Here is a 26,339-nt window from a genome sequence, read left to right as displayed (position 1 = left end):
TAAGATTTTTAAAATTTCAATTAAAAAATTTATTTTTGTCCAATGAAATAAAAATCTTTACAAAATTTAGTGAAAAAAAATAAAACCTCATATATTATAAGTAATTATATCTTTAGCTCATTATATGATAATCTTTAGTATAGTTTTTTTTAAAACCGTTTCGGTATTATTAAGTGTAGTAATAGGATTTTTAGCAGGTAAATATTCAAATGTTGAAAGAGATAGTATCTCTTCGTTACTATTCTATTTTATATCGCCTATAGTATTTTTTACGATACCTGCTAGTACAACCTTAACACTTTCGGCATTAAGTGTTACAGTCGTAACATTTGTAATTGCAACACTCTTATCGCTCTTTTCTTATTATTTTTTTGGTAAATTTTGGCAGGATCATACACGTAATATTATAGCTTTATCTGCAGGTACGGCAAACGGTGGATATTTTATGTTGCCTATAGCGGCGGCACTTTTTGATGATTATACATTAAGTATTTACATGATGGCTGTTATAGGAGTTAATATTTATGAATGTTCCGTCGGCTTTTATATTTGTATGCGAAGTTTTGCTAATACCACCGATAGTATATTAAAAGTAGTAAAATTACCGATTTTAAATGCTTTTTTCTTGGGATGTTTGTTTAGTTTTTGCGGTTTTACTTTACCGGATTTTTTAGATGATTTTATGTATAATATGAAAGGTTCTTTTTCAATACTCGGTATGGTAATGGTGGGTCTTGCTCTTTCTTCTCTACAAAAATTTGAAGTCGATATAAAATTTACTCTTGCTACTTTTGCTGCTAAATTTTTATTCTATCCTTTGGGAGTAGGGTTATTTATCATGTTTGATCATTTTATAACAAAATGGTATAACAATGATTACTATAATGCCTTAAAACTACTTTCCACGGCACCGCTTGCAGCCAATACTATAGTTATAGCGAATTTACAGAAATTTTACCCTGAGAAAGTTGCAACTACCGTGTTTTTATCTTTGCTTTTTGTAGTTATATATATGCCGACAATGGTCAGTATATTTTTAAGTGACTTAAATTAATAACATGATGACAATGATTTTTTTAAAACTTATTCTAAATTGGTATTAATAGATTCATATGAAAATTAATTCAATAAAAATTGGTCCCTATATTAATTTATTACCTCTTCAATATATACCGAAACATAAAATTTCTTATGTGGAATTCGGTGATCCTAAAAATAAAAATATAATAGTATGTGCTCACGGCTTAACTGGAAATGCTCATGATTTTGATAAAATGGCTAAAGAGTTGAGTAAAAATTATAGAGTAATTTCAATAAATTATCCTGGTCGCAGTGATAGTGAAAATTTTAAAAAAGCTAATCATTATAATTATACTACCTATATTAAAGATACGTTAGTCTTTTTTAAAAGACTAAATATTAAAAAACCTATTTGGCTCGGTACTTCAATGGGCGGTATTATAGGTATGGTACTTGCCAGTAAATATAAAAATATTTTTAAGGCCTTAATATTAAATGATATAGGGGCATTTATTGATGCTGCTCCTTTAATTAAAATTGGAGGTTATGCTAAACAAACGGTGCTCTTAGATGATTTGGCTAGTGCAAAAGAACATTTAAAACTTATTTATGCACAAATCGGTATTAAAGATGAAGAAGATTGGGATTATTTAATAAAATATAGCGTAATTTCTACATTTGGCGGAAAATATAAAATGAATTATGATCCTGCTATAATAAAAGGAATGAAAAATGCTAGTAACCAGGAAGATGTTAAACTATGGTCCGTATGGAATAAAATAAAATGTAGAATATTAGTAATTCATGGGATGAAATCTCAAATTTTAACAAAATCTACTATTAAAAAGATGAAAGAAACAAAAACTTTTGATCTTTATGAAATAAAATATGCTGGTCATGCTCCTTCTCTAATGAACCCTGAAGAAATTAACTATGTCAAATCTTGGTTAGAGAAGAACTCTTAATGTCGTTTCTGCGTGGATACCAAATCGTTATTGCGAGGAAATTGCATAGCAATTGACGAAGCAATCTCAGGAGTTTGTTATTATTTCATGAGATTGCCACGCAGCCTACGGCTGCTCGCAATGACGATTTGGTATCCATGCAGGCAATGACGGCTTGGATATCCGCACAATAATGTAAAGTTAAATTAATAAATAATAATTATGAAAATTACTACTAAAGTACTAATAATAGGTTCAGGTCCTGCGGGTCTAAGTGCCGCTATTTATACAGCTAGAGCCGCTCTAAAACCAATATTAATTAATGGTATGCAGCCAGGTGGGCAGCTTACGATTACCACCGATGTTGAGAATTATCCCGGATTTGCGGAAACGGTGCAAGGACCTTGGCTTATGGAGCAGATGTCTATGCAGGCTAAAAATGTCGGTACAGAAATTATTAGTGATTACGTGGAAAAAGTGGATTTATCAAAGAGACCTTTTAAAATATTTACCGGAGCTGGAAATGAGTATGAAGCAGAAAGTATAATCATTTGTACCGGTGCAGAAGCAAAATGGCTTGGTATAGCTTCAGAGCAGGAATTTCGTGGTTTTGGTGTTTCAGCATGTGCTACTTGCGATGGTTTCTTTTTTAAGAATCAAAAAATAGTTGTAGTAGGGGGAGGAAACAGTGCAGTAGAAGAAGCTTTATACTTAACCAATCATGCTAGCAAAGTTACTATAGTGCATAGAAGAGATAGTTTTAGAGCTGAGAAAATATTGCAAGATCGATTATTTAAAAATCCTAAAATATCGGTAATTTGGGATCATATAGTAGATGAGATTGTAGGTAGCAATAAACCAAAATCCGTTACCGGAGTTAAGATTCAAAATGTCCACACCAAAGAGATTAGTTTAGTGAATTGTAACGGTGTATTTATAGCTATCGGGCATGCACCGAATACGGGGCTATTTACCGGACAAATTGCAATGGATGACGATAATTATATTATCATGAAGTCAGGCACGACTAGAACTAGTGTAGAAGGTGTTTTTGCTGCTGGTGACGTTCAGGATAAAATTTATAGACAAGCAGTAACTGCTGCAGGTAGTGGCTGTATGGCGGCTCTTGAGGCTGAAAAATTTTTGAATAAATAATAAATTTCCTAAAAAAAGAAACAGGCGTACAAGAATTTATTAAAAAAATTAATAAATTCTTGTATTGAAAATTATAGCAATATAATCTTTCTTTCTAATTTTATAAAATAGAGAGGAATTATGCCTATACAACACTTAACTTCAGAGAAAACATGGGAAATTTTTTTAAAAGCTATAGGAGCAGAGATAGGAGTTACAAAGGTAACTTATAATAAAGTCATTTTTAAAACAACTTTTAAAGACTTAGAACATTTTCATACATTATTAGCATCCCCTGATGAATTAAAGAAGAATGTGATACATGCTTTATTTTAAAGATAATAAGGAGAATATAGTAGAATCTGAACTATACAATGCGGATACTTCAGATATAGAAATAGGAGAGTTATTTTATAAGCTAGTAGATGGTGACCTTATAACAGAGTATGGTTTGTCTAAAATTTTAGAAACAACAAGATTAGAAGCTGAATTTAATAAAGAATTATTAACTGTTGAGATTTAACTCTCTTTTGGAAATCCAATAAAACATAAAATGGATGAATCCAAACTTTAGACATTACAAGCCGTTATAAGTGATGAAAATAAATTATCAAAAATTTTAACAGGCGAAGCAACACCGGCTACGGGTTATACCTATCCACCTACTGAATTTTCTAAATTAATATCCCAAATTATTTCTCATAAAGAAAATAATAGCTTAACTTTTACTCTAAATAACAGTGCAGCAATGCAAGCCGTTCAAGCTTATAAAGTTGACGGTAAACCACCTATTATCGCTTCTAATTTGGAAGGCGGATTTATCCTAGATAAGCAATATTTATTAAAATATTTATTTCCGATATTTAACGGTTTTGTCTGGCAGGAAGACGGTAAATTTCCTATTATGTTTTCTTCGAAAGACCCAGAATATCTAAATACTAATAATAATCATGAAATTACTTTATTAATAGATATTAGCGGTAGTATGAAATATACTTTTAGTGATTATAAAAGTAATATACAAAAGATACTAGCTAAATTAGTTGAGATCCCTAATTGGAAAATTAATATAGTTTCATTTAATGATCAATCTAGCATGGAATCTTTTTCTGATAAGGAAAATTCTATTGAAGATATTAAGAAATATGTAGAAACGTTAAATGCTGATGGATATACAAGATTATATGGTACCGTAAGATGCTTTAGAATTATTGAAAGAAAAAATAGATATACATTCTACTATTATAGTATTTACTGATGGAAAGAACTAAGGAACTGACTGTAATACAACACAACAAGAGGTTATAGATTCTGCAATCGCTGTAATACAAAATCCTCAATTTAAGGTGGATTTACTCATATCAGTTTAAGAGATCCTAATGATATGAAACAGCTTGAACAATATATTGACAATATTGAGCAAAAGGTGGTTATTTGGAAAATATTAGGAGAACAATTAAATTTGATAACACGAGTACAAGAAGATGTGTTTTTATTGGAGATAAAGTAGATACCGATAAAGAAATTACATTTTCTAAAGACGATCAATGATTCACGATTGGAATAGAGGAGTCTGATACAGATATTGTCAGCGTGGTAAGAAGTTGTTACGATGAAGCAGCGTAAGTAATATTATTTTTTTAAAACTAAGCTTTATTGTATGATTCTAAAATTATGATAAACTCACTAATGTCATTCTTATAGAGTATTGTTGCGTGGTTTGGTTTCACCATTGTCACCCCGTGGCTTGACCACGGGATGACATCGAGTGCGTTTCTCGATCCATGCAGGAGAATGACGTTCGTAGCATAACAAATAAAGGGTCATTAATACTATTGGGGGATATATGAACTTACTTAAAAACATTACGGGAAAGAATTATATAAGCGGTAAATTTGTAGAGTTCAGGAAGCAAATATCCGTTATTAATCCTTCGACCTTAAAAGAAATTGCTACAGTTCTGAATTTGGGATTATCTGAGATTAATTCAGCGATTAATAATACGGTGACTACTTTTTCTTCATGGTCACAAAGTTCATTTGAAGAGAGAATAGTGATTCTTAGAAGATGGTATAATTTAGTAATCGAAAATATTGATGAGTTAAGTCATATATTAACGCTAGAGCAGGGTAAAGTACTTGCTGAATCAAAAAAAGAAATTCTATATGGATCCTCTTTTATTGATTGGTATACATATGCTATACATAATATTCATTCGACTATCAAACCCGGTAATAGTAAAACTCATAAAATTATTACGCAATATGAGCCTGTAGGACCATCTGCTGCTATAACTCCTTGGAATTTTCCAAATACAATGATTACTCGCAAAGTAGTACCTGCAATAGCTGTGGGTTGCAGCGTTATATTAAAACCGTCAAGTCTTACGCCTCTATCAGCGCTTTAGTACTTGCAAAGTTTGCAAGCGAAGCCGGCTTGCCTGCTGGAGTATTTAACGTAATTATAGTTCAGATATTATAGGTAAGGCTTTTTATGAAGATTTTAGGCTTCGGAAATTATCATTTACCGGTTCTACGAATGTCGGTAAAATTCTATATAAAGCTTCTGCAAATACCGTAAAGTGTTTATCTTTGGAACTTGGCAACAATGCTCCTTTCATTATAACTGCAGATAATAGACATCTTCCCAAACCAGCTTATAGAGAAGAATTTAAAGGAGACACAGAATGCAGAACCGCAGCGTACAAAGAAGTACGTGAGGATGCGAGTACCGGATCGACGTATAAATTACCTCTAAAAGCGAAGTTTGGGAAGATGTCTAATGATTTGGAAAAAGTAGCAAATGATTTAGTAATCGCTAAAACTAGAAATAGCGGGCAGTCTTGTACTTCACCTAATAGGATATTTATAGAAGAATCTATATATGAATATGAAAAATTTATAGCAATTCTAAAGACTAAGTTTACTAAGCTTAAAGCCGGTGACGGATTTGATAAGACCTCAGATACAGGTCCATTAATTAATCACGCTGCTATAGAAAAAATACAAAAGCTACTCGTTGATGCATAAAATAAAGGAGCTAAATTAATTTGCGGCGGTAAAGCTGTTGATAATCTTATTGAGCCTACTATTATTATTGACTGTTTGGATAATATGGATATCTTTAGAACAGAAATATTCGGTCCGGTGGTTGCGTGCTATAAATTCCAAGAGCTAGAAGAAGTAATAGAACGTGCAAATAATACCGAATACAGCTTGCAAGGATATGTATATTCAAATAATATATCCGTGGCACAAATGATAGCGTCTAAGCTTGATTTTAGTATGGTATCGATTAACAACCCGTTACCTGCAAATGCAAAAGCACCTTTTGCAGGACGTAAAGCTTCAGGTTTTGGAGTTGAAGGGCTCATTTGAAGGGATATTTGAATATCTAAATACGAAATATATAAATTTACAGAATTAAGAATGTTATTCCTAGCTGAAGGCAGTGTTGCCTGCATGGATACCAAATCGTCATTGCGAGCGACTAAAAGGAGCGTGGCAATCTCAGGATTTTTATACGAGATTGCTTCGTCAAAATTTTCAATTTTTCCTCGCAATGACGATGAAATCGATCTATGCACGGAATTACATCAAAATATAAGAAGTACATGCATAGTAATCTTCCTAAAATCTCAATAGTTCTACCGGTTTATAATAGAGAGAAGCTATTACCTTTTGCTATTGAGAGCTGCCTTAATCAAAGCTTTAAAGACTTTGAGCTTATTATTATTGATGATTACTCAAAAGATAATAGCGTTATAGTAGCTAGGAAATATGCAGAGCAGGATTCACGTATTAAGGTAATAGTAAATGAGACTAATAAAAGATTACCAGCAAGTCTTAATATTGCTTTTAAAGAGGCTAAGGGGGAGTATTTTACTTGGACTTCCGATGATAACCTTTTCCATGAAAATGCTTTAGAAAAAATGGTTAGAGTGCTTGATAATTCGCCGGATATAGGGCTTGTCTATACCGATTATACCTTGATCGATGACCAGGGTAAAGTAGGAGCAAGGCTTTATCAAGAACCGCCTGAATTTTTACCCATTAGAGATTGTGTCGGAGCATGTTTTCTATATAGAGCAGAGTATGCAAAGCAAGTAGGCGGATATAATGAAAATATGCAGTTAGTTGATGATTATGAATATTGGCTAAGGTTGGGACTTATTACGAAATTTGCTCATATACCTCAGTCTTTATATTTCTACCGAGTGCATGATCAAAGCTTAACAATAGAGCGTAAAGTAGAAGCAAAACAGGCAAAAAGAGCTTTAAAAGAATTATTTAAAGATAAATATATTATTCCAGATCGAGTTAAACCTATAAATGATTTATATAATTGGTTTATTGAAGATAGAAATTTAATCTCTTATTTTAGGTTATTTAAAATAATTATTTGTAGTCCGATAATTACTATTTCTTATATTATTAAAAATCTGAGAAGAATTAGGTGATATTTTAGAACAGTGTCACCTAGTTCGTGATCACGGGGTCTAGTCTTTTTAAATTTTTTTATGGATACCATGGACAAGCCACGGTATGACAGGTGCAATGCAAAATCAAGATTTCATACATACATTAAATCCGCAACAGCAAAAAGCAGTTCTTCACACTGAAGGACCGCTTTTATTGCTTGCAGGTGCAGGGACAGGTAAAACGAAAGTATTAACCTCAAGAATAGCTAATATTATTCACCAAAATTTAGCCTCACCTCAAAATATTCTAGCCGTTACTTTTACTAATAAAGCTGCTAAAGAAATGGCTGAAAGAGTTAATAGTCTAATTAATTGCTATGGTCTTAATATAGGCACTTTCCACTCAATGGCAGCTAGGATATTACGTGACCAGATTGAGCATTTAAATCTTGGTTTAAATAATAGATTTACTATTATTAGTCATGATGATCAATTAAAACTAGTTAAAGATATAGTAAAGCTAAAAGATATCGATACTAAAAAATATGCTCCTAAATTAATACATATCATAATTTCGAGATGGAAAGATCAAGGATTATTACCAAGTAAACTATCAGCATCAGATACTAATTTACCGCTGCAGAGGGTGGCAAAACTTGTATACGAAGAATATCAGAAAAATTTACTTATTTCTAATGTTTTAGATTTTGGAGATTTGCTACTTTATAATAATGAGCTTTTTATTAAAAATCCCGAAATACTAAGATATTACCAAGAAAAATATCGATATATTTTAATCGATGAATATCAAGACACTAACGTTGTCCAGTATTTATGGGCAAGAATGCTCGCAAGTTTATATAAAAATATCTGCTGTGTAGGGGATGATGATCAATCTATCTATGGTTGGCGAGGAGCGGAAGTCGGTAATATATTACGCTTTGAAAAAGATTTTGCAGGTGCAACGATTATTAAATTAGAGCAGAATTATAGATCAACTTTGCCGATACTTGCTGCTGCTTCCAATGTTATCAATAATAATAAAAACCGTCACGGTAAAACGTTATGGACGGATAGGGAAAGCGGTGAAAAGATAAAAATTATCTCTTGTTGGAGTGATAAAGAAGAAGCAAGATATATAGCCGGCGAAATAGATAAGTTAGTGAGAGAAGATAGATATAATGCCGGCAATATTGCAATATTAGTACGAGCCGGATTTCAAACAAGAAGTTTTGAGGAAGCGTTTATAAATAGTGCTATGCCTTATAAAATTATAGGCGGTTTGCGGTTCTATGAACGTATGGAAATAAGAGACGTACTTGCTTATATCCGTATATCTTTGAATCAAAATGACAATCTAGCACTTGAGCGTATTATAAATGTGCCGAAAAGGGCAATAGGTGTAGCTAGCTTAAATAAAATTAGAGTCTATGCACTTGAGCGAAATATTTCTAATTTCGCAGCCATTAAAGAAATGCTAGAAATAGGTGAAATTAAAGCAAAATCATATGATGCTCTAAAAGATGTGGTTACTAAAATCGATAATTGGCATGAAAGATTTAGTATAGATGCTCCGATAAAAATTGTTAAAGCAATACTTGATGATTCCGGTTATCTTGAAATGCTTCAAGAAGAAAAAACCGAAGCAGCATTCGGTAGAATCGAAAATATTAACGAAATGCTTAGAGCTATTGCCGAATTTAACGATATTCACGATTTTATCGAACATTCAAGCTTAGTTATGGAAAACGAAGTGCTTGAAACCAATTACGGTGGCTCTGTTACTATAATGACCCTGCACGCTGCTAAAGGGCTAGAGTTTGATGTAGTATTCTTACCGGGATGGGAAGAGGGGGTATTTCCGTCTCAAAGATCTCTAGACGAAGATGGCGAAAAAGGCTTAGAAGAAGAACGCCGCATTGCTTATGTCGGCATTACGAGAGCCAAAAAAGACCTCTACATTACCCATGCGGAAAGTCGAAAAATATTTTATGAAATAGTCCGCTCTTACCCTTCAAGATTCATAACCGAAATCCCTGATGAAATTACGATTAGAACCTCTTCTATGAAAAAATACACTTCCTTTTACAACTTTTAATTAATTTTCATTCATAAATTTTAAATTGGTTTGCATTCTTTAACTAATGATTATCTAATTTAATTAATAATAATTAATAGAGGAAATGATATGCCAAATGCCAACGAAATAATGTCTGGTCTAACTTCAGTAATTAGTGCAGTAGATATATATAGTAGCAGAATCATTGAAAGCAATCCTGTAAATAAAATTTTAACAAGTTATGATGCATTCCTTGGAGCAGTAGCACAAGGAAAAGATGGAATCAGAAATTACTTACCTTCAGAGGAAATTAATTCATTAACAGATAATATTAATAAACCACTAGAAAATGTATAAAATTGGAAAGATCGCCCTTAAAACAAGCTAAAATGAAATTTACAGCTGCAAATTTAGAAGCTTCTTTAAAAGGTTTTGAGCTACCTTTAGAAAAGAATACGGCATTTGATAATTTGTCTTATGCCGGGTTAGAGGAAAAAGAAGTTTTAGAGAAAGCCATACCCGCAGTAAAAGAAGCTATAATTAAATTAAACGGTGAACATGTTTCTAGAGAAGAATATGCTCAAGCAGTTATCAATGAAACTTTGAATAATTTAAAAAAAGATCCAGAAATTTCTGCTGAATCACTTAAAAAATATGAGAACTTTATTACCCAAGGTGATAAAAGTAAGAATCTTGTTAAGGGAGAATTTCAGCCGGCAATAATTCCAGAAAAAACTGATCAACTTGTGGAAGAGGCTATTAAAGCTGCTAATAAAGCTAAAGAAGCAATGAATAAAAATACGATAGAAGCAGAACAAATAACTATAGAGAATCCATATTCAGCTATAGATAATAAATTAAATCCTAATAATGGTAAGTTTGCAAATGATAATTTAAAAATTAAAATTGAAAAGGATTTTGCTCCATTACTTGAGAGCAACAACCCAGCACTTGCTAACGGTACCAAAACAGCATTAGCAGAATTAGATCCTAAATATTTAGCAGAAGCAAAAGAAACTATAGCACAAGAATTACAAAAAGCAGCCAAACTTAAGATATGGCAAAGAATAGTAAAAGTTTTTACTGGTACGGATTATGCACAAAAAAATATGGATAAAGCATTAACTAGCTTAAAAGAAGAAAGTAATAACTTTACAAATTTTCAAGGAAATATAAGACCAGAGCAGAATAAAGGAACCAATATTGTAAAGCAAAATCAAATAATAACCCAAAGCTATAAATCCCCTACACTAATTCCATCTCAATCTCACGCTGAGAGAGTTAATAATAAGTAGAAAGAGTGAGCAAGCACAAGGGCGTGATAGGTAGTGATTGATAGGATAATAAGTTGCAAATTATAAAATTGAAATATTTAATATATCAAATATTTCAATAATTAGTAACCTCTTCTATGACAAAATACAATTCCTCTTATAAGTTTTAATTAATTAACAGAGTAAGTAATTATGTCGAAAGAACATTTAGAAGGCAATATTCTTAGTCCAGAAGTGCAGAATTGATTCATAGATCAAAAAACGATTTAAAGAAGAGATAGTAGAAGAGTTAGTCAAGATAGGGGAAGCAAGCGAGAACAAAAAAATAGATATAAAGGATCCTAGAGTAAAAGATGCTATTACGAGTTTGATAAATGCTGAACCTGATAAGAATGAAGAACCAGCAATGGGTGCAAAGCCAGTCTTAAGTATAAATTCCACTATACAAAATATCCAAGAAAATATTTCCAAATTTGTTAAAAAAAACCCGAACCTGCAGACTACTTTAAGGAGCTACAAGAAGAAATGAGTGATTTACCTAAAAAAGTAGAAATGCAGTATTCTACTCAAGAAGGTATTGATGTTGCTGTAACAAAATTTAGAAATACCTTCTAGTTTAGTAACACCAATGTTAAGGGATCCAACATTACTAGCACCATTGAGTAATGCTATTATGGAAAATGCTATAGAATGTTTTGGCAACAAACCACAACGCGTAATAAATGATAAGAAATTGAAATCAAAAGAAAATATTGATAAATTTACTAAATTAGTAAATCAAGGTATGCAAAGTTTTGCTGTGATTCAAGAAAATTTAAGTCCAAATATTAGTATAGAAGAAAATAAAAAAGTTGCATCAGCGTTATTACCGGCAATAAGTAAACTACCGCCTGAAAAAATGACAGAGCAAGGTAGAGAAATTATCAAGAATTTTGCCCCATTACTTGAGAGCAAGCACCCTGCACTTGTTAATGGTGCTAAAAAAGTATTATCAGAGCTAGATCCTGGATATTTAGCGGAACACGGAAGAGGAGAAGATATAGCATTAGAATTATAAAGAGTAGCCAAACCTAAGCTATGGCAAAGAATTAGTAGCAGTTGTTACCGGTACGGATCATGCACAAAAAAATATAGATAAAGCATTCGCTAACTTTAAAGAAAGTAATAGTCTACATATAAAAATGAAAAATTTGCCAAAAGAACTACTAAAAGAGCAAGAAGCAAAACAAAAGCAAGATAAAGGCATCAATATTGTAATAGAAAGAAAAGAGCAAAATAAAACAATACCCAAGGCTATAATAAGTCCTCTATATCAACTCCTACCGGCTCATCTTTTGCCGAATCTGTTAAAAAAAGTAGAGAGAGTAGGCAACGGTCAGGGCATAGTAAGTAGTGATTTATATGATAATATAGTTGCGAATTTTTAAGAAATTTGATAATTTGGTTCATTATATCAAATAACTTAATAATGAGTATTATATGGCAGAGATTATAACTAATAGAGATAATACTATTGAAAAAATTAAAAAAAATGATGAAGTAATTGAGATATCGGCTGCAGTAAAAGGAAAAATAGTTGATATAAAAAACGTAGATAGTAGATTAGATACTTTGAATAAAAATATTGTTACTCTCGATCCTATTCAACAATATTTACAATCTGAAGAATATATTACTAGTACACTTGAAGTTCTTGCCAGTAAAATTATTAGTGAAGTTGTAGAAAATAAAGATGTACAAAAATTAGTAGATAACCTGCATATCAATTTAGGACAAGATATAAAACTAATACCTAGTGCAGCAGATAAGCTAAAGTTTGATGTCGCAAGGGCTGAAGCAGCACTTAAGGGTTTTATACTTCCTCTAAATAAAGGAGGACCTTTTGATGAATTATCATTTATGGGTGTAGAAAATGAAGAAGAAATCTTTGCCAATCCTATAAGAGCAACTAAAGAAGCATTAATAGCCATAAGCGGAAAGGCTATACCTAAAGAGCAATATGCACAGGCTGTAAAAGATAAAGCTATAGAAATTTTAAAACAAGATCCTAAAAACACTCTGGAAAAACTTGAGAAATATGAAAAATTTATTATTCAAGGAGATAAAAATCAGAAATTTGATGAAGATAGTAAGCGGTTTATCCCAAGAGTAAATCAATTATCTCAAGCGGAATTTAAGGAATTACAAAAGGCAGCCACTAATACGGTGCAGCAAATTAGTAATAGATTAGAAAAAAATAATAAAATTAGTAAGCAATTAGAACAAACTATTATACTTACTAACTCATCAGGCATAAAGAATCCTGAAGTAATAATAAGGGAATTAAATAAGTTAGATTCTACTTATCTAACTGAAAATAGTACTAAAATAGCCACTGAATTAAAAGATATTAATGATAGAGGTACTTCTTTATGGGAAAAATTTAAGCAGATATTTACAGGTAGAAATTATTTGGAAGAAAGATTAGGAAAAGTTATAGATAAATATATTACTCTAAGTGATGGATATGTAGTGAAGACAATTAATGATAAAATCTTTTCAAACGCTTTAACAAATCCTAAAATTGCTGAAGGTCTAACAAAATTTTTGAATGAAAATAAAGATAAAGCAGCAACTAATCCTGAATTTAAAAATTTAATTCCTGTTACGGGTGAGCCTATTATAGTTCAACCGCAACAAGTTAATAATTTTAATTTAGCAGAATTAAGAAAAATCAATCCAATAGCATTTGATAAAACCATATTTGAAGATTTAATAAAACTAAGAAGTTCTAATATAAAATCTCCGCAAACTACTCCTACTGCTTCTACTAAAAATCAAGAAGTAGTAAGAAGAAGGGGTTAAATTTTAATATTAGACTTTTGATAAAATTTCCGTCATTGTGAGGAAATTACGGCTTTGTTGCATGGCTCGAAAAACGTACTTAATATCATTCCTGCTTTCGCAGGAATCTAGATTTTTTATTGTCATCCCGTGGCTTGAGTACGGGATCTTGTATTATAAGTTGAGTCCTAAGATACCGCAATCAAGTTGTGGTATGACATTAAAGATTACTAGATTCCTGCGAAAGCAGGAATGACATCAGAACCTAAAGATTTAGGTGAGATGCTTAAATACTCCTCTTTCCATAGCTCGTTATAAAGAATAGGGTCGATGTTACCGCCTGAGATTAGTACTAGTAACTTTTGAGGTTGGGATTGCATTTTTAAAAAATTTATTACTGAAACCATATTTATACTGCTTGACGGCTCGCATATTACTTTAAGTAAATGAGTAAGCCACGCCGTCCAGTAATATATTTCATATTCATCTGCTAAATAAAAATGATCTAGCTTTTTTAAATACTCAAATGTACGAGCCGATACGTTCAAGGTTTTAAGACCGTCCGCAATAGTATTCGGAGCATAGTTAAATCTATATATTTTATTATCTTTAACCGATAAATAAGCATCATTAGCCGTAAGCGGTTCTGAACCTATTAACAAACTTGTCGGTGATATTAATTCCTTGGCAAGATATGATCCGGAAATTAAACCGCCGCCGCCGCAAGATGCAAAAATAGCATTAGGACTAAAGCCTAGCTGCTGTAATGCTTCATAGCATAACGTGCCTGCTCCTGCTATTATAGAATCGCTATCGGAAGGATGCATATAGTAAAATCCTTGCTTTTCATCTTCTTTTGCTCTTTCTTCCGCTTCTTGTCGAGTATCTGTATATATAACTTCACCGCCGTAATAAAGAGCTGCTTGCTGTTTTACTTTTGAAGTATTTAACGGTAAATAAATTCTTGTTTTAATACCGAATAATTTACTTGCATAAGCAAGACCGATTCCATGGTTACCAGTGCTATAACCGACTATTTTATCAGGCAATTTGCCTTGCTCTTTTAATTCTAATAAATGATTTAACACTCCTCTAACTTTAAATGCACCGGTTTTTTGTAATGATTCAACTTTAAAAAAAATCTCATGACCGAGCATCTCATTTAAGCTTTCAGAGTGAACGATCGGAGTTAAATGTAGATATTGTTTTATTCTATTATGTGCAGTAGCTACATTTTGAGAGGATTGTAGTAATAAATTCATAAATATAATTAATAAAGATGGCTTGAAATAGCATTTATACTATATTATATAGTTAATAATTAGAAATTTTAAAAGGTTTTAATTGATGAATAAAAAATCCCTGCCGCTTATGGCATTACGAGATATGGTAGTGTTCCCAGGAGTAATTGCTCCTATTTTTGTGGGTAGGCAAAAATCGCTGCAAGCACTCTCTCATACTACCATTTCTGAGGAAGATAATAGTAAATATATTTTAGTAACTTTACAGAAAAAATTTGATCAAGAAAACCCTAGTAAACACGAACTTTATAACACAGCTATACTTGCCAAGATTATCCAAATAGTGAAGCTGCCTAATAATACGGCAAAAATCTTAATAGAAGCAGTAGCAAGAGTAAAGCTAAGCAATATCAAAGGCGAAGAAGCTTTTGAAGCAAATTACGAAATTATTCCGGATGAAGAAATATTTGACGTGAATAATATGCGTTCATTAGTGGATAATGCAGTACAACTATTTAGTAAATATGCGATTAATGATAAGAAAGTTAATGCGGAAATTATTGAAACCATCAATAAAGAAATAAGTAATAGCACTAATTTCATAAATATTATAAATATATTAGCTTCACATCTGATAACTTCACTTGAGGCAAAGCAACATTTATTAGAAGAGACCAGTCCTTTTAAGCGTATCACTACGGTTATTAGTATGCTTACTTCCAATATAGTAAATTCAGAAACCGAGCAAGCATTGCAGCAAAGAGTAAGAAAGCAAATCGAAAAAACACAGCGTGATTATTATCTGCACGAACAAATGAAAGCTATTCAAAAGGAGCTTGATGAAGATAAATCGGAACTTGCCGATATTGAGAAAAAAATTAAAAGTTTAAAATTATCAAAAGAAGCAAAAGAAAAAGCTGAGTCTGAACTTAAGAAACTCCGTACCATGAACCAAATGTCGGCAGAGTCGGGAGTAACGCGTAACTATCTTGAGACATTGCTTAGCCTGCCTTGGGGTAAATATGATAATAGCAAAATAGATATTAATCAAGCCGAGAAAATTTTAAATCGTGATCATTTTGGACTCGAAAAAGTTAAAGAACGAATTATAGAATATTTGGCAGTATTACAGCGTTCAAGTAAAATTAGAGGACCTATATTATGTTTAATCGGTCCGCCAGGGGTCGGTAAAACTTCGCTTGTAAAATCTATTGCCGAAGGAATGGGTAGAAAATACACTAAATTTGCTCTTGGTGGTGTTAGAGACGAAGCAGAAATCAGAGGGCATAGAAAAACTTACCTTGGATCAATGCCCGGTAAAATTTTAGGTCAACTTAAGAAAGTTAAGACTAGTAACCCTGTAATGCTGCTTGATGAAATCGATAAAATGAGTTCTGATTTTAGAGGTGATCCGGCATCCGCTTTGCTTGAGGTATTAGACCCTGAGCAGAATAGTCACTTTGTTGATCATTATCTAGAGGTAGAATATGATCTATCCAATGTAATATTTATTGCTACTGCTAACTCTCATGATTTACCTAGAGCTTTAAGTGATAGAATGGAAAAAATATATATTTCCGGTTATGTAGAAGAGGAAAAATTACAAATCGCCAAAAATTATTTAGTGCCGAAACAATTTAAAATGCATAAAATCAAAAAAGATGAAATTACTATATCCGAGACGGCAATTTTGGATTTAATTAGATATTATACCAAGGAATCAGGCGTAAGAGCTTTAGAACGTGAAATAGGGGCATTAACTAGAAAAGCATTAAAGCAAATTTTAGCAGATAAAAGTGTTAAGCATATTGCCATAGATAGTAATAATCTTGAAGAATTTTTAGGGGCTAAAAAATATAATTTTGGGCTTGCCGAGAAAGAAGATCAAATAGGGAGTACTACAGGACTTGCTTATACTGCAGTAGGAGGAGAGCTTTTAACTATAGAGGCTTTAGCATTTCCAGGGAAAGGTAAAATAAAAACCACCGGAAAACTCGGTGATGTTATGAAAGAATCGGCAATGGCTGCCTATAGTTGTTTTAGAAGCAGAGCAACAAATTTTGGATTAAAATATGATAATTATAAAGATTTTGATATTCACATTCACGTACCGGCCGGAGCTATTCCAAAGGATGGACCATCTGCCGGCTGTGCTTTGTTTACTACTATTGTTTCGTTGATGACTAAAATACCCGTACACCACACTGTAGCAATGACCGGTGAAATTACTTTAAGAGGAAATGTTTTACCTATCGGTGGTCTTAAAGAGAAGTTAATTGCTGCGAGTAGGGGAGGGATTAAAACCGTATTAATTCCTGAGGAGAATGTTAAAGACTTAAAAGATATACCGCCGAATATAAAAGAAAGTTTAGAAATTATATCCGTGTCAAATATCGACCAAGTACTGAAACACGCTTTGGTAGAAACGCCGATAAATAAATAGAGATTTGTTAATAGTCAAAATATCATATATTAAATTAATGCAAGCTATAGTAATGTAATTCTTTTTGACTTTTCAATCAAAAATGCGATTTTCCTTACTTAATTCCTATAGTCAATTGATTTGAACTCGCCTATTATTATAGGCTTTCTTCCTTACGCCTGTCATCAAATTGGGCTGAACTGACTATAAAAGATTTAATTTTGGCTGTTTTTTTCTGCAAATTATAAGATTTTTTTGAAATATGAATAATTATTCTTTCAAAAATCTTATTAATTTTCGCTAAAAAATATCTCAAAATAGTAAATCAATCTAAAGATTCTAACGTAGCTACCCCTAAGGCAGTCGTTATTACGGCTGCTACTACCGCGGCAGCTACTCAAAGTGGCTTATCCAAGGTAGCGAAGTCCATGCCTACAATAAAAGACAAAACAGCTTAGTTTATCTTTCTTCTTTCCAACTTTCATTTAGCAATTTCTTTAACTTAATTCTAAATACATAATTAAATTTATGCACTACCAAGTAACAATATTTTTTTGGTATCTGCTTCTATTCTATTATTGTAAAAAAGTTGCTACAAATTATTAATTAAAATTAACTTTATCTATATAAAATATATTAAGATTTCTTAACTAATTACTAATATTTATTAAAAAATAATTAATATATTGAGGTTAATATTAATGAAAGAATCAAAAATATTAAGAAAGTTTTTAGCAACGGCATCATTATGCGGAACATTATTCACTAGCTCTAATATAACAGGAGCAACGGTTTTAACTACAGGTCTCATAGATGTAAATCTTAATACTAACGCAGGTCTTACAACTATCTTTAATAATAATGATACTATTCAAATAGTCACTAGTCTTCCTGGAATTAAAATATTAGCAAATAAAGCTAATGCTCAAATCGGCGGCATAACTACATTAGTCGGTGTTCTTAATTTTGGTGGGGTAGAGGTCAGTCAAAATGTATCTATAGGCCCTCTGAGTGCAACAATAGGGCTTACTCCTAATTTCGGTCCTCTTAAATTTATTAGCGATGGTGTTACGGCTACTATTTACCGGAGTCGGTAATCAAATATTTAGCAATATAGATTTTGCTAGGAAAGATTCTACCTTACAAATTAATAACGGTTTGAATATTACAACTCAGATAGATAATACGGTAGCCGGAAATAACGGCATAATAACCTTTGTAAGTACTGGAACTATATCAAATAATATAGGTTTAACAACCCTCTTTCTGAAATAAATGTAGGAAACGGAGAGGCACAGATTTATGTTCCCGGGTGAGGTAATGTCACAATTAATGCTGCAAATATAAATCTCACTAATAATAACTCTATACTTACTCTTTTTGACGGTAATATAACAACGTTAACAGGCGATATAAATAATACTACCGGGATGACGGCAAGGGATAATAAATGTAGCTCATGATTTGGTTAGTAATAATATAATAACAGGCCATATCGGTAATATCGGATCATTGGCCGAAGTGAATGTTTTACTTGATTCAGCAACGCTTAATTCTACAATATTAAAAGCTACTAACATTAATTTACAAAATAATACGTCAGTACTTAATTTAAGTGACGGTATAACGGTTACGGGTAATATAAACAGTGCTAACGGCGTGAATGGTACATTGAATATTTTAGGTAATGCTACACTTAACGGAAATATAAATAACTTAAATTTACTACAATGTAGTGGAGATAATAGCAAGGTTCTTGATTTACAAGGTAATACCACAGTAAATAATCTTGTTTTTGAAGATAGTGTTTTAACTTCAGGAACTATAAGTGTTAACGGTCTATTAGATGTAGGAGGTATTACTTTTAATAATAGTAATACTAGTTAGTGGCGGTACGTTAATAATAAATACTGAAAATACAATCAATATAGCACTCTTGAACGCTATAAACGCAAAAATACAGATAAATGCAAATTTAATAATCAATCATCCAAGTGCCGGAGATATAGGTGATATTAGAATAGCTGATAATACAATATATACAATAGATGCAGCAAACGGGAATGTAAATTTATTAAATAACGGTGCAAAGATAATATTTGAAGGACCGAATTCGGAGTTAGATTTAATAAATACAAGTAATACAGATAAACAATTTACCTTATATGCTAATTTAAATCCATCAAGCACTAACGATGATTATGGAATAGTAAGAGTGGGGTCATTAACTAACAGTCTGACTATAGCAAATAATGGCAGGCCTTATACGATAGGATAAGATAATACTCATCGTCTTAAGAATTTCATAGTAGACGGAGCAGGTAATATTATAGTTAATAATATGGTATTTACAAAATTACTTAGCATGAATAGTACGGGACAGGTAATATTTAACCAAGCACTTGATTTAGGAGCAGGCGGTAATATTGCCTTCGGAGCGGACGGCACGTTAGTAGTAAATGGCATAACCGGTTCAGTTACGACCTCTGCAAATAATCAAGGAACGCTGACAAAAGCGGCAATGTTACAGGTATGATCGGAGTAAATCCTGTTACGTTCTCAGCTAATGTATTTGCTTCCGTAGCTTTAAATAATAATGGTTCTACCTTAACTTTAGCAGATGGGGTTACGCTAACCGGAGTAGTAACCACGAATGCTGGAGACGGTTTTATTATTGACGGAGCAATGCTTAGCACCGGCGGTGTAGGCGGTACATTAAATTTTATAGGAGACGGTAATGTAACTCAGAATGTAGGTACGGATGCTGCAAAATATAAATATCCAAGGCGATAATACAAAAAACGTAACTATAGTAAATGATGTATTTGTAGGTAATATTAACTTTACAAACGGCGGAATATTACAGCTTAGCGGAAATCTAACCACTCCTAATATTGATTTTGGAGCAAACAGCGGTACTTTAGAATTTAACGGTAATAATACATATAGCTTAAATGCCGTTATAACAAACGGACAAACCAGTATATTAAATGTTTTAACTACCTTAAAGGCTACAGATGCAACCATCGGCACGGTTAAAACTATTAATATAAGACAAGCAGGAACACCGCAAATCTTTACTATTCAAGCTAATAACGGAAATTTAGCTCTTTTAAGTAGTCCAAATAGTATTATTAATTTTGGTGATGCAGATTCACAATTAACATTATCTGCACTGATAGATCAGACTGTTACATTTGCTAATAGTTTAAAAGGTATTGTAGGTGGCGGCGGTATTATTAATTTAGACGGTAACGGTAATAATTTAACCGTAAGCGGTAATAATGGAACAACACTCGGTACGGTAGGTAATGATTAAATATTATAGGGAAAGTTACTATTACAAATAATTTGGATGTCCAAAATATTCAACAGTTAAATATAAAAAACGGTGTGATATTTACCGACCAAAGCCTAACATCAGCTGAAATCGCAAAAATATCGGTGAAGTAGGAGAGGCTGCTACCTACGCTTTAGATGCTATAAACGGTGATTTTAATTTCAATACCGGCGGCATGGTATTTGGACATCAAGATTCTATATTAGATCTTGAAAATAGTGCAAATGCTAATGACCGTACTATAACTTTAACAACTGCTTTAGATCCAGGAGTTGACCAATTTGGTATAGTTGAACTAACCATGAATACTAACAAATTAACGATAGATAATAACGGTAATGCAGCTTATACGCTCGGTACGACAAATCATAGGCTAAAACAATTAACTTTTTCCAGTACTGGTAATGGTAAAATTGATCTAAATGTAGGAATAAATGTTGAAAATATTGCCTTGAACGTTAATGAGATAGAGCTTGATGAGGTTAATGCGAATATTCTTTTTAACAAAAATGCAGTATATACCGCAACAGGGTATATAAACGGTAATGTAGATTTTCAAGGTAATGCAGGGATAATAAATCTTGCTAACGGTGTAACAATTGACGATAGCGTTACAAGTACCGGCAATGTGAACGGTACATTAAATTTCAACGGAGCAGGTGAAGTTACCGGTTTAATTACCAATATAACGATGTTACAAGCAGGAGCAGGGGATATATCACTATCTGCCGGCGGTAATTATTCTATTACCGAAATTCAAGGTAACGGTAATAATGATTTAACCTTTGGTGCTAATTCAAACTTAACCGGCGGTATTAATACTAGCGGTGGACAGGCGTTAAATTTAGTGTTTACAAATGGCGGTAGCGTTAGCGGCAACATCGGTTCAAATGCAGCAGTCGGTGATATTATGGTATAAGCAGGAATGGTAAATTTCGGCAGTACCGTTAAAAGCGGTGATATCATTGTATCGAACGGTGCTACAATGCAGGTTAATAATAACGTAACTGCCACTGATATTTCCGGTGAGAATAACAATCAAGGTACTTTAAAACTAAATAATCCTGCACCTATTAATATAACCGGTACAGTCGGTAATAATAATGTTTTGAGTACGGTAGAAGTTGCAAATAATGATGCTACTGTTACGGGTGGGCTAAAAGTATAAAATATTAACTTCTCAAATGCCGCTCAGGTAGCAAAATTAATGCTTGGAGCAGCAAGTAATGTTACTACGGCGGGGTGATAATACATACGTTAGCGGTAATGGATTTTGATACCGGTAACGGAACAATAGGAGCTGCAAATAACAGATTAAAAGCGATAGAATTAACAGGTAACGGCACTGTTACGGTTAACTCTAAGAATTTCTATTCAGGAATTACCACCGCAAATAACGGACAAGGTAACGTAAAACTAAATATAGATGGCGGTATTGCTTATGATTTAGGTAGTAGTCTCGGCAGTTTAGCAAGCTTGCAAATTAGTGGAAATAGTACGGTTAAAGGTGATGTATATTCTAAAGATATTAATATAGACACAGGTAAAAATATAGATTTTGATAGAGGTAATAATATGCGAATCCAAAAAGTTTAGCCATACCAGGGGCTATAGTAGATTTAGAGATATTACCCTGTTCACTCTCACTATTTAATTACTTAACCGATATTAAAGCAGATAATTTAAATTTTGCAGATGCTATGGCCACGGCAAATTTCAAAGATGCGGTTTTAATAGACGCACCTATTGATAACGGCGGTACTTTAAAATTCAATGAAAATGTTTGGTTAAAACAAGAAATTAAAAATGCGGAAAGCATAGAAATTGCCTCTAATAAATTCATGTTACTTGAGAAAAATATTAAAGCAGGCACTTTAATAGCGGATGAGGCAAATTTAGTATTGTTAAATAATTTAGAAATGAACACTAATTTAAATGTTAGGGATGTTATATTAGATGTAGCTACTTATGAACTAAAATATACAGGAAATGTTACGCATAACGGTCTACTTACTATTATTACTCATTTTGATACGGTATTACAAAAAGGCGGTCATATATTAGTTGGTAACGGTGCTAATGTCGATATGTCCGGTTTAGATAATTTAATAGTTAAAATTAAATCACGATCCGATATCACTAAAATCACCTCAGATGCTAAACACCAAGTAGTAACTCTTGAAGCAGGTACAACATTTACTCCTGCACCTCAAGCTAAAGTCACTATTGATGCAAGCGGTGAACAAAATAGAGTTGTAAGATGGGTCAGCGATGCAAACGGTCTTGTATTGCTTGCAAATACAGATAACGGTGGCGGAAACGGTGGCGACGGAGGAGATTAACGGAGGAGGAGATAATGGCGGTGGTGACGGAGGCAATGGCGGCAATGATGATGGTAACGGAGGTAATAATGGAGGCGGTAACGGAAATGGCGGAAGTGATATCATTCCTATTTTTGATCCATCTCCCATCTTAGATGATACTAAAAACAACCAGGTAGCTTCCAGTATAGCAAATCAGCTGATTAATAATGTTAAAGATTTTGGCAATACTACTGACGCAGGTAAATTATTAAATGATTTAGGTTTGATGTCGCCGAGTAGAGTTTCTGAAGCCTTAGATAGACTCGGTCATAGGACAAATACTAATGGAATTAACGAAGGAGTGGGAGAGTTTAGCGGTATGGAGATTGAGGATTTATTAACCGATATAGCAATAAATATGGATAATCTTACTTCTGAAGGGATATTGGTAATAGGTTAGAAGAATTAGGTGATGAAAATACTTTAAGTGGTCTAAATAAACCGAATTCATCTCTTAATAATAATCAGAATCGAAGAAGACGTGCTACTACTAATCAGGCAGCAGTTGCAGCAGGTGATGAAGATAATATCGGGACAAGCATTTGGGGCATACCATTCTATGGCAAAGCAACGCAAAAATCTAAAAACGGTTCAAGCGGTTATAAATCTAATACCGGCCGGCGGTATAATCGGTTTTGACTATAATATTGATAATTCTATAGTTATTGGGGCTGCTTATACTATGGCCGATAGTAAAGTACAGCACAAAAACGATAAAAACGGTTATAGAACCAAAGCTAAAAGCAATATATATTCTATCTATGGGCTTTATAATTGGCTTACTAATAACTTCTTTGTTGAAGCTATAGGTTCATATGGTAGAAATAAAGTCAAAAATTACGAAAAGCGTATAACTTCTACCAGTGATCAAACCGCAATCGGTAAATTTACTAATACTTCTTATAGCGGTGAATTACTCGGCGGATATAACCATCTAATGTCTCATCTGACAACTATAACGCCGATGCTTGGAATTCGTTATGCTACATTTAAAAATAATAGTTATAAAGAAAGCAGTACTACTTTTCAAAATTTATCTATAAGAAAAAATTCCTATAATAAATTTGAAACTATATTAGGTTTAAAGGGCGTAACTAATTATTTAGTACAAGATATAATAGTAAAACCTGAATTACACAGGTTTATAAATTATAACTTTAAAGGTAAGTTACCGAATATCGATGCACGTCTTGACGGTATAGATGGACCGCTTACAACAATTAGATTTAAACCTGCAAAGATAACCTATAATTTAGGCGACGGTATTTCTACTAAATATAATATGATGGAATTCGGTATTAGATATAATTTATACTTAGCAAAGAAATATGCGGCAAACCAAGGGTCTTTAAAGATTAAAGTGAATCTATAATAACCCCATTATCCACAATTTGCGTTCTAACTGATGGGTTGTTCCCTTGATCTTAATATTAGAGAACCTTAAACCAGTATAGATTACGACCTGATTAGGGTTTTTGTTAAGCCCTGTTATGCCTTAATATCGGCTTAATTAGCCATAGGCAGGAGGATAGGGCAAATTGCCCATCTCCTACTAATTTAATTAATTGATCCTATATCATACCCTATGTCAGTAAGCCGGCTAATACAATAAGATCGCCGTCATCATTATTAATTGCTTCGTGGATTAAATCAGAGCTTATTGGGTCTGTCAGATTCTTTGTGTAAGTATGATTTCTCCATTTGCCCAATTTTGTAAAGTAGTATCACAAAGGATTGCAAATTGATTTAAAGCCATCGCCCAATTCTTAATAGGCATTGTCCATTTTTTAGAGGCATTTGTCAACGCCAAAAAGATTATTTTCTGAATCGATTTGTCATCTGGAAACACTCCTTTATTTTTAATAATTTTATGAATTTGACGGTTAGTGGATTCAATAGCATTAGTAGTGTAAATCGCTTTTCTAATGTCTTCCGGAAAGCTAAAAAATGGAGCTATGCCAGACCAATTTCGTTGCCATATGTCAAAAATAACTGGATATTTTTCATCCCATTTTTTGGCAAAATTTTGTAATTCTCTTAATCCCTCTGCTTCATTTATTGCAGAATAAACTGCTTTTAAATCAGCTGTTACCGCTTTTAAATCTTTGTATGATACGTATTTTACAGAATTTCTTACCATATGAACAATACACAACTGCACTATGGTTTTTGGAAAAATGTTATTTATCGCCTCTGGAAAACCCTTAAGACCATCAACACATGCAACATATATTTGTTCAACTCCTCGATTCTTAAGTTCTGTTACTACCTGCATCCAAAATTTAGACCCTTCATCTTGCCTATCCAAATTCCTAATAGCTCTTTCTTGCCCTCCATATTCACTCCAATAGCTATATAAACTGCTTTATTTATTATTACATGATTATCTCTTGCCTTAACATGAATACAATCTAAGTACATTATAGGATATACATTATCAAGTGCTCTATTCTGCCAGGCAGTTACTTCCTCTAAAATACCATCAGTTACCTTTGATATTAACTCAGATGATACCTTGGTGGCATATAGTTCTTCTAAGTGCCATTGTATTTCCCTAATGGTCATTCCCCGAGCATATAAGGATATTACTTTATCATCAAATCCTTCAAATTTACGCACTCCTTTTGGAATTAGTTGAGGTTCAAATTCTCCGTCCCGATCCCTTGGCACTTCTACTTTCAATTTACGACCTTCTGGATCTATTAGAGTCTTTTCATAATTGCCATTATGTCTGTTATCTGAGTCTTTCTCATTTTTAGAATGTTTCTCATAACCTATATGAGATTCCATTTCTTTCTCTAAAATCTTATTTACTATCTGCTTTTTAATTTCCTGAAATATCCCTTCTTTGCCAAATATCTCAGATGGATCACTTTGTGATAGTATTTCTGATACTACTTTTTCTATAGTTGGATTTGATACTTTGCTCTTATTTTTCATATTAGCCTCATGTAAGTTGTTTTAATTAATTTTATTCTTAACTATTTTTATAACTTACATAAACTTTCTGACACCCTCGGCTTAGTTTACTATCTACGGCAACTTGTAGCAATTTCGGATGATTCAAAAGCGGTTTATCATAAATTATTTCCTTTGCTATAAACGTAATTACATTAGTGGATTCATTTATTTCTTGAAGTATTATTGTATCAATTTTCTTTTTTAAATCTATAACTATTCCTTTAGTGATTTTACCGTCTATAAGTTTTTCCATACAGCCTGTTATTTGTTCTATACTCACATTATTTTCTAAAGTTTGTACTTTACTTGATATTTCATTTATTTGTATTTGTATCACT

General features: G+C 32.6%; 16 protein-coding genes and 3 pseudogenes. 16 read left to right on the top strand and 3 right to left on the bottom strand.

What is annotated here, in order from left to right; all coding sequences use genetic code 11:
• Window positions 1–124 precede the first annotated feature (124 nt).
• The 14 genes and pseudogenes from RAS_RS03270 to RAS_RS03190 all read left to right on the top strand — a co-directional run bounded on the left by RAS_RS03270 (window position 125) and on the right by RAS_RS03190 (window position 13,695).
• Window positions 125–1,054: an AEC family transporter gene (locus RAS_RS03270; RefSeq protein ID WP_147142291.1), complete on the top strand. Its 930-nt coding sequence runs from the start codon at window positions 125–127 to the stop codon at window positions 1,052–1,054.
• Between the two features lie 58 nt (window positions 1,055–1,112).
• Window positions 1,113–1,985 carry an alpha/beta fold hydrolase gene (locus tag RAS_RS03265; RefSeq protein ID WP_147142288.1) on the top strand — a complete coding sequence of 291 codons (873 nt, stop codon included), beginning with the start codon at window positions 1,113–1,115 and terminating at the stop codon, window positions 1,983–1,985.
• Between the two features lie 201 nt (window positions 1,986–2,186).
• Entirely contained in the window at window positions 2,187–3,119 is a 933-nt protein-coding gene (gene trxB / locus RAS_RS03255; RefSeq protein WP_147142285.1) for a thioredoxin-disulfide reductase, read from the top strand.
• A gap of 120 nt (window positions 3,120–3,239) precedes the next feature.
• Window positions 3,240–3,434 carry a hypothetical protein gene (locus RAS_RS03250; RefSeq protein ID WP_147142283.1) on the top strand — a complete coding sequence of 65 codons (195 nt, stop codon included), beginning with the start codon at window positions 3,240–3,242 and terminating at the stop codon, window positions 3,432–3,434.
• The gene (locus tag RAS_RS03245; protein ID WP_147142280.1) at window positions 3,421–3,621 is read left to right on the top strand and encodes a hypothetical protein; all 201 of its coding nucleotides are present in this window, start codon (window positions 3,421–3,423) and stop codon (window positions 3,619–3,621) included. The genes RAS_RS03250 and RAS_RS03245 overlap by 14 nt, the downstream gene beginning before the upstream one ends.
• A 225-nt stretch (window positions 3,622–3,846) precedes the next feature.
• Window positions 3,847–4,356 carry a VWA domain-containing protein gene (locus RAS_RS03240; protein ID WP_147142277.1) on the top strand — a complete coding sequence of 170 codons (510 nt, stop codon included), beginning with the start codon at window positions 3,847–3,849 and terminating at the stop codon, window positions 4,354–4,356.
• 588 nt (window positions 4,357–4,944) lie between these two features.
• Window positions 4,945–6,524 (top strand): annotated as a pseudogene (locus RAS_RS09640) (NAD-dependent succinate-semialdehyde dehydrogenase).
• A gap of 187 nt (window positions 6,525–6,711) precedes the next feature.
• Entirely contained in the window at window positions 6,712–7,557 is an 846-nt protein-coding gene (locus RAS_RS03225) for a glycosyltransferase (protein WP_147142274.1), read from the top strand.
• Between the two features lie 85 nt (window positions 7,558–7,642).
• On the top strand, window positions 7,643–9,616 hold the full coding sequence (pcrA, locus tag RAS_RS03215; RefSeq protein ID WP_172616119.1) for a DNA helicase PcrA: 1,974 nt from the start codon (window positions 7,643–7,645) through the stop codon (window positions 9,614–9,616).
• A 90-nt stretch (window positions 9,617–9,706) separates the two neighbouring features.
• Window positions 9,707–9,934, top strand: coding sequence for a hypothetical protein (locus RAS_RS03210; protein ID WP_147142268.1), 228 nt, complete (start codon window positions 9,707–9,709; stop codon window positions 9,932–9,934).
• 32 nt (window positions 9,935–9,966) lie between these two features.
• Window positions 9,967–10,872, top strand: coding sequence for a hypothetical protein (locus RAS_RS09635; RefSeq protein WP_232049336.1), 906 nt, complete (start codon window positions 9,967–9,969; stop codon window positions 10,870–10,872).
• 607 nt (window positions 10,873–11,479) lie between these two features.
• A complete protein-coding gene (locus RAS_RS09630) occupies window positions 11,480–11,908 on the top strand; it encodes a hypothetical protein (RefSeq protein WP_232049335.1) in 429 nt (142 codons plus the stop codon).
• A 124-nt stretch (window positions 11,909–12,032) separates the two neighbouring features.
• Entirely contained in the window at window positions 12,033–12,278 is a 246-nt protein-coding gene (locus RAS_RS03195; RefSeq protein WP_232049334.1) for a hypothetical protein, read from the top strand.
• A 52-nt stretch (window positions 12,279–12,330) separates the two neighbouring features.
• Window positions 12,331–13,695: a hypothetical protein gene (locus RAS_RS03190; RefSeq protein ID WP_147142265.1), complete on the top strand. Its 1,365-nt coding sequence runs from the start codon at window positions 12,331–12,333 to the stop codon at window positions 13,693–13,695.
• A 209-nt stretch (window positions 13,696–13,904) separates the two neighbouring features.
• Here RAS_RS03190 and RAS_RS03185 read toward each other — a convergent pair whose 3' ends face one another.
• On the bottom strand, window positions 13,905–14,936 hold the full coding sequence (locus RAS_RS03185; RefSeq protein WP_147142262.1) for a serine/threonine dehydratase: 1,032 nt from the start codon (window positions 14,934–14,936) through the stop codon (window positions 13,905–13,907).
• Window positions 14,937–15,021: 85 nt separating this feature from the next.
• Between RAS_RS03185 and lon the strand changes: the two genes are divergently transcribed.
• Window positions 15,022–17,358, top strand: coding sequence for an endopeptidase La (lon, locus tag RAS_RS03180; protein ID WP_147142259.1), 2,337 nt, complete (start codon window positions 15,022–15,024; stop codon window positions 17,356–17,358).
• 680 nt (window positions 17,359–18,038) lie between these two features.
• Window positions 18,039–24,412, top strand: a pseudogene (locus RAS_RS11310) (autotransporter domain-containing protein).
• A 297-nt stretch (window positions 24,413–24,709) separates the two neighbouring features.
• Here RAS_RS11310 and RAS_RS03165 read toward each other — a convergent pair.
• Together RAS_RS03165 and RAS_RS03160 are read right to left on the bottom strand one after the other, a co-directional pair.
• A pseudogene (locus RAS_RS03165) lies at window positions 24,710–25,980 on the bottom strand (IS256 family transposase).
• A gap of 37 nt (window positions 25,981–26,017) precedes the next feature.
• Window positions 26,018–26,338, bottom strand: a complete 321-nt coding sequence (locus tag RAS_RS03160) for a hypothetical protein (RefSeq protein ID WP_147142256.1) — start codon at window positions 26,336–26,338, stop codon at window positions 26,018–26,020.
• Window position 26,339 lies beyond the last annotated feature (1 nt).

The organism is Rickettsia asiatica (assembly GCF_007989425.1).
Classification (GTDB): Bacteria; Pseudomonadota; Alphaproteobacteria; order Rickettsiales; family Rickettsiaceae; genus Rickettsia; species Rickettsia helvetica.
The sequence above is the reverse complement of the archived record's forward strand: the minus strand, read 5'-3'. Positions and strand labels throughout refer to the sequence as shown.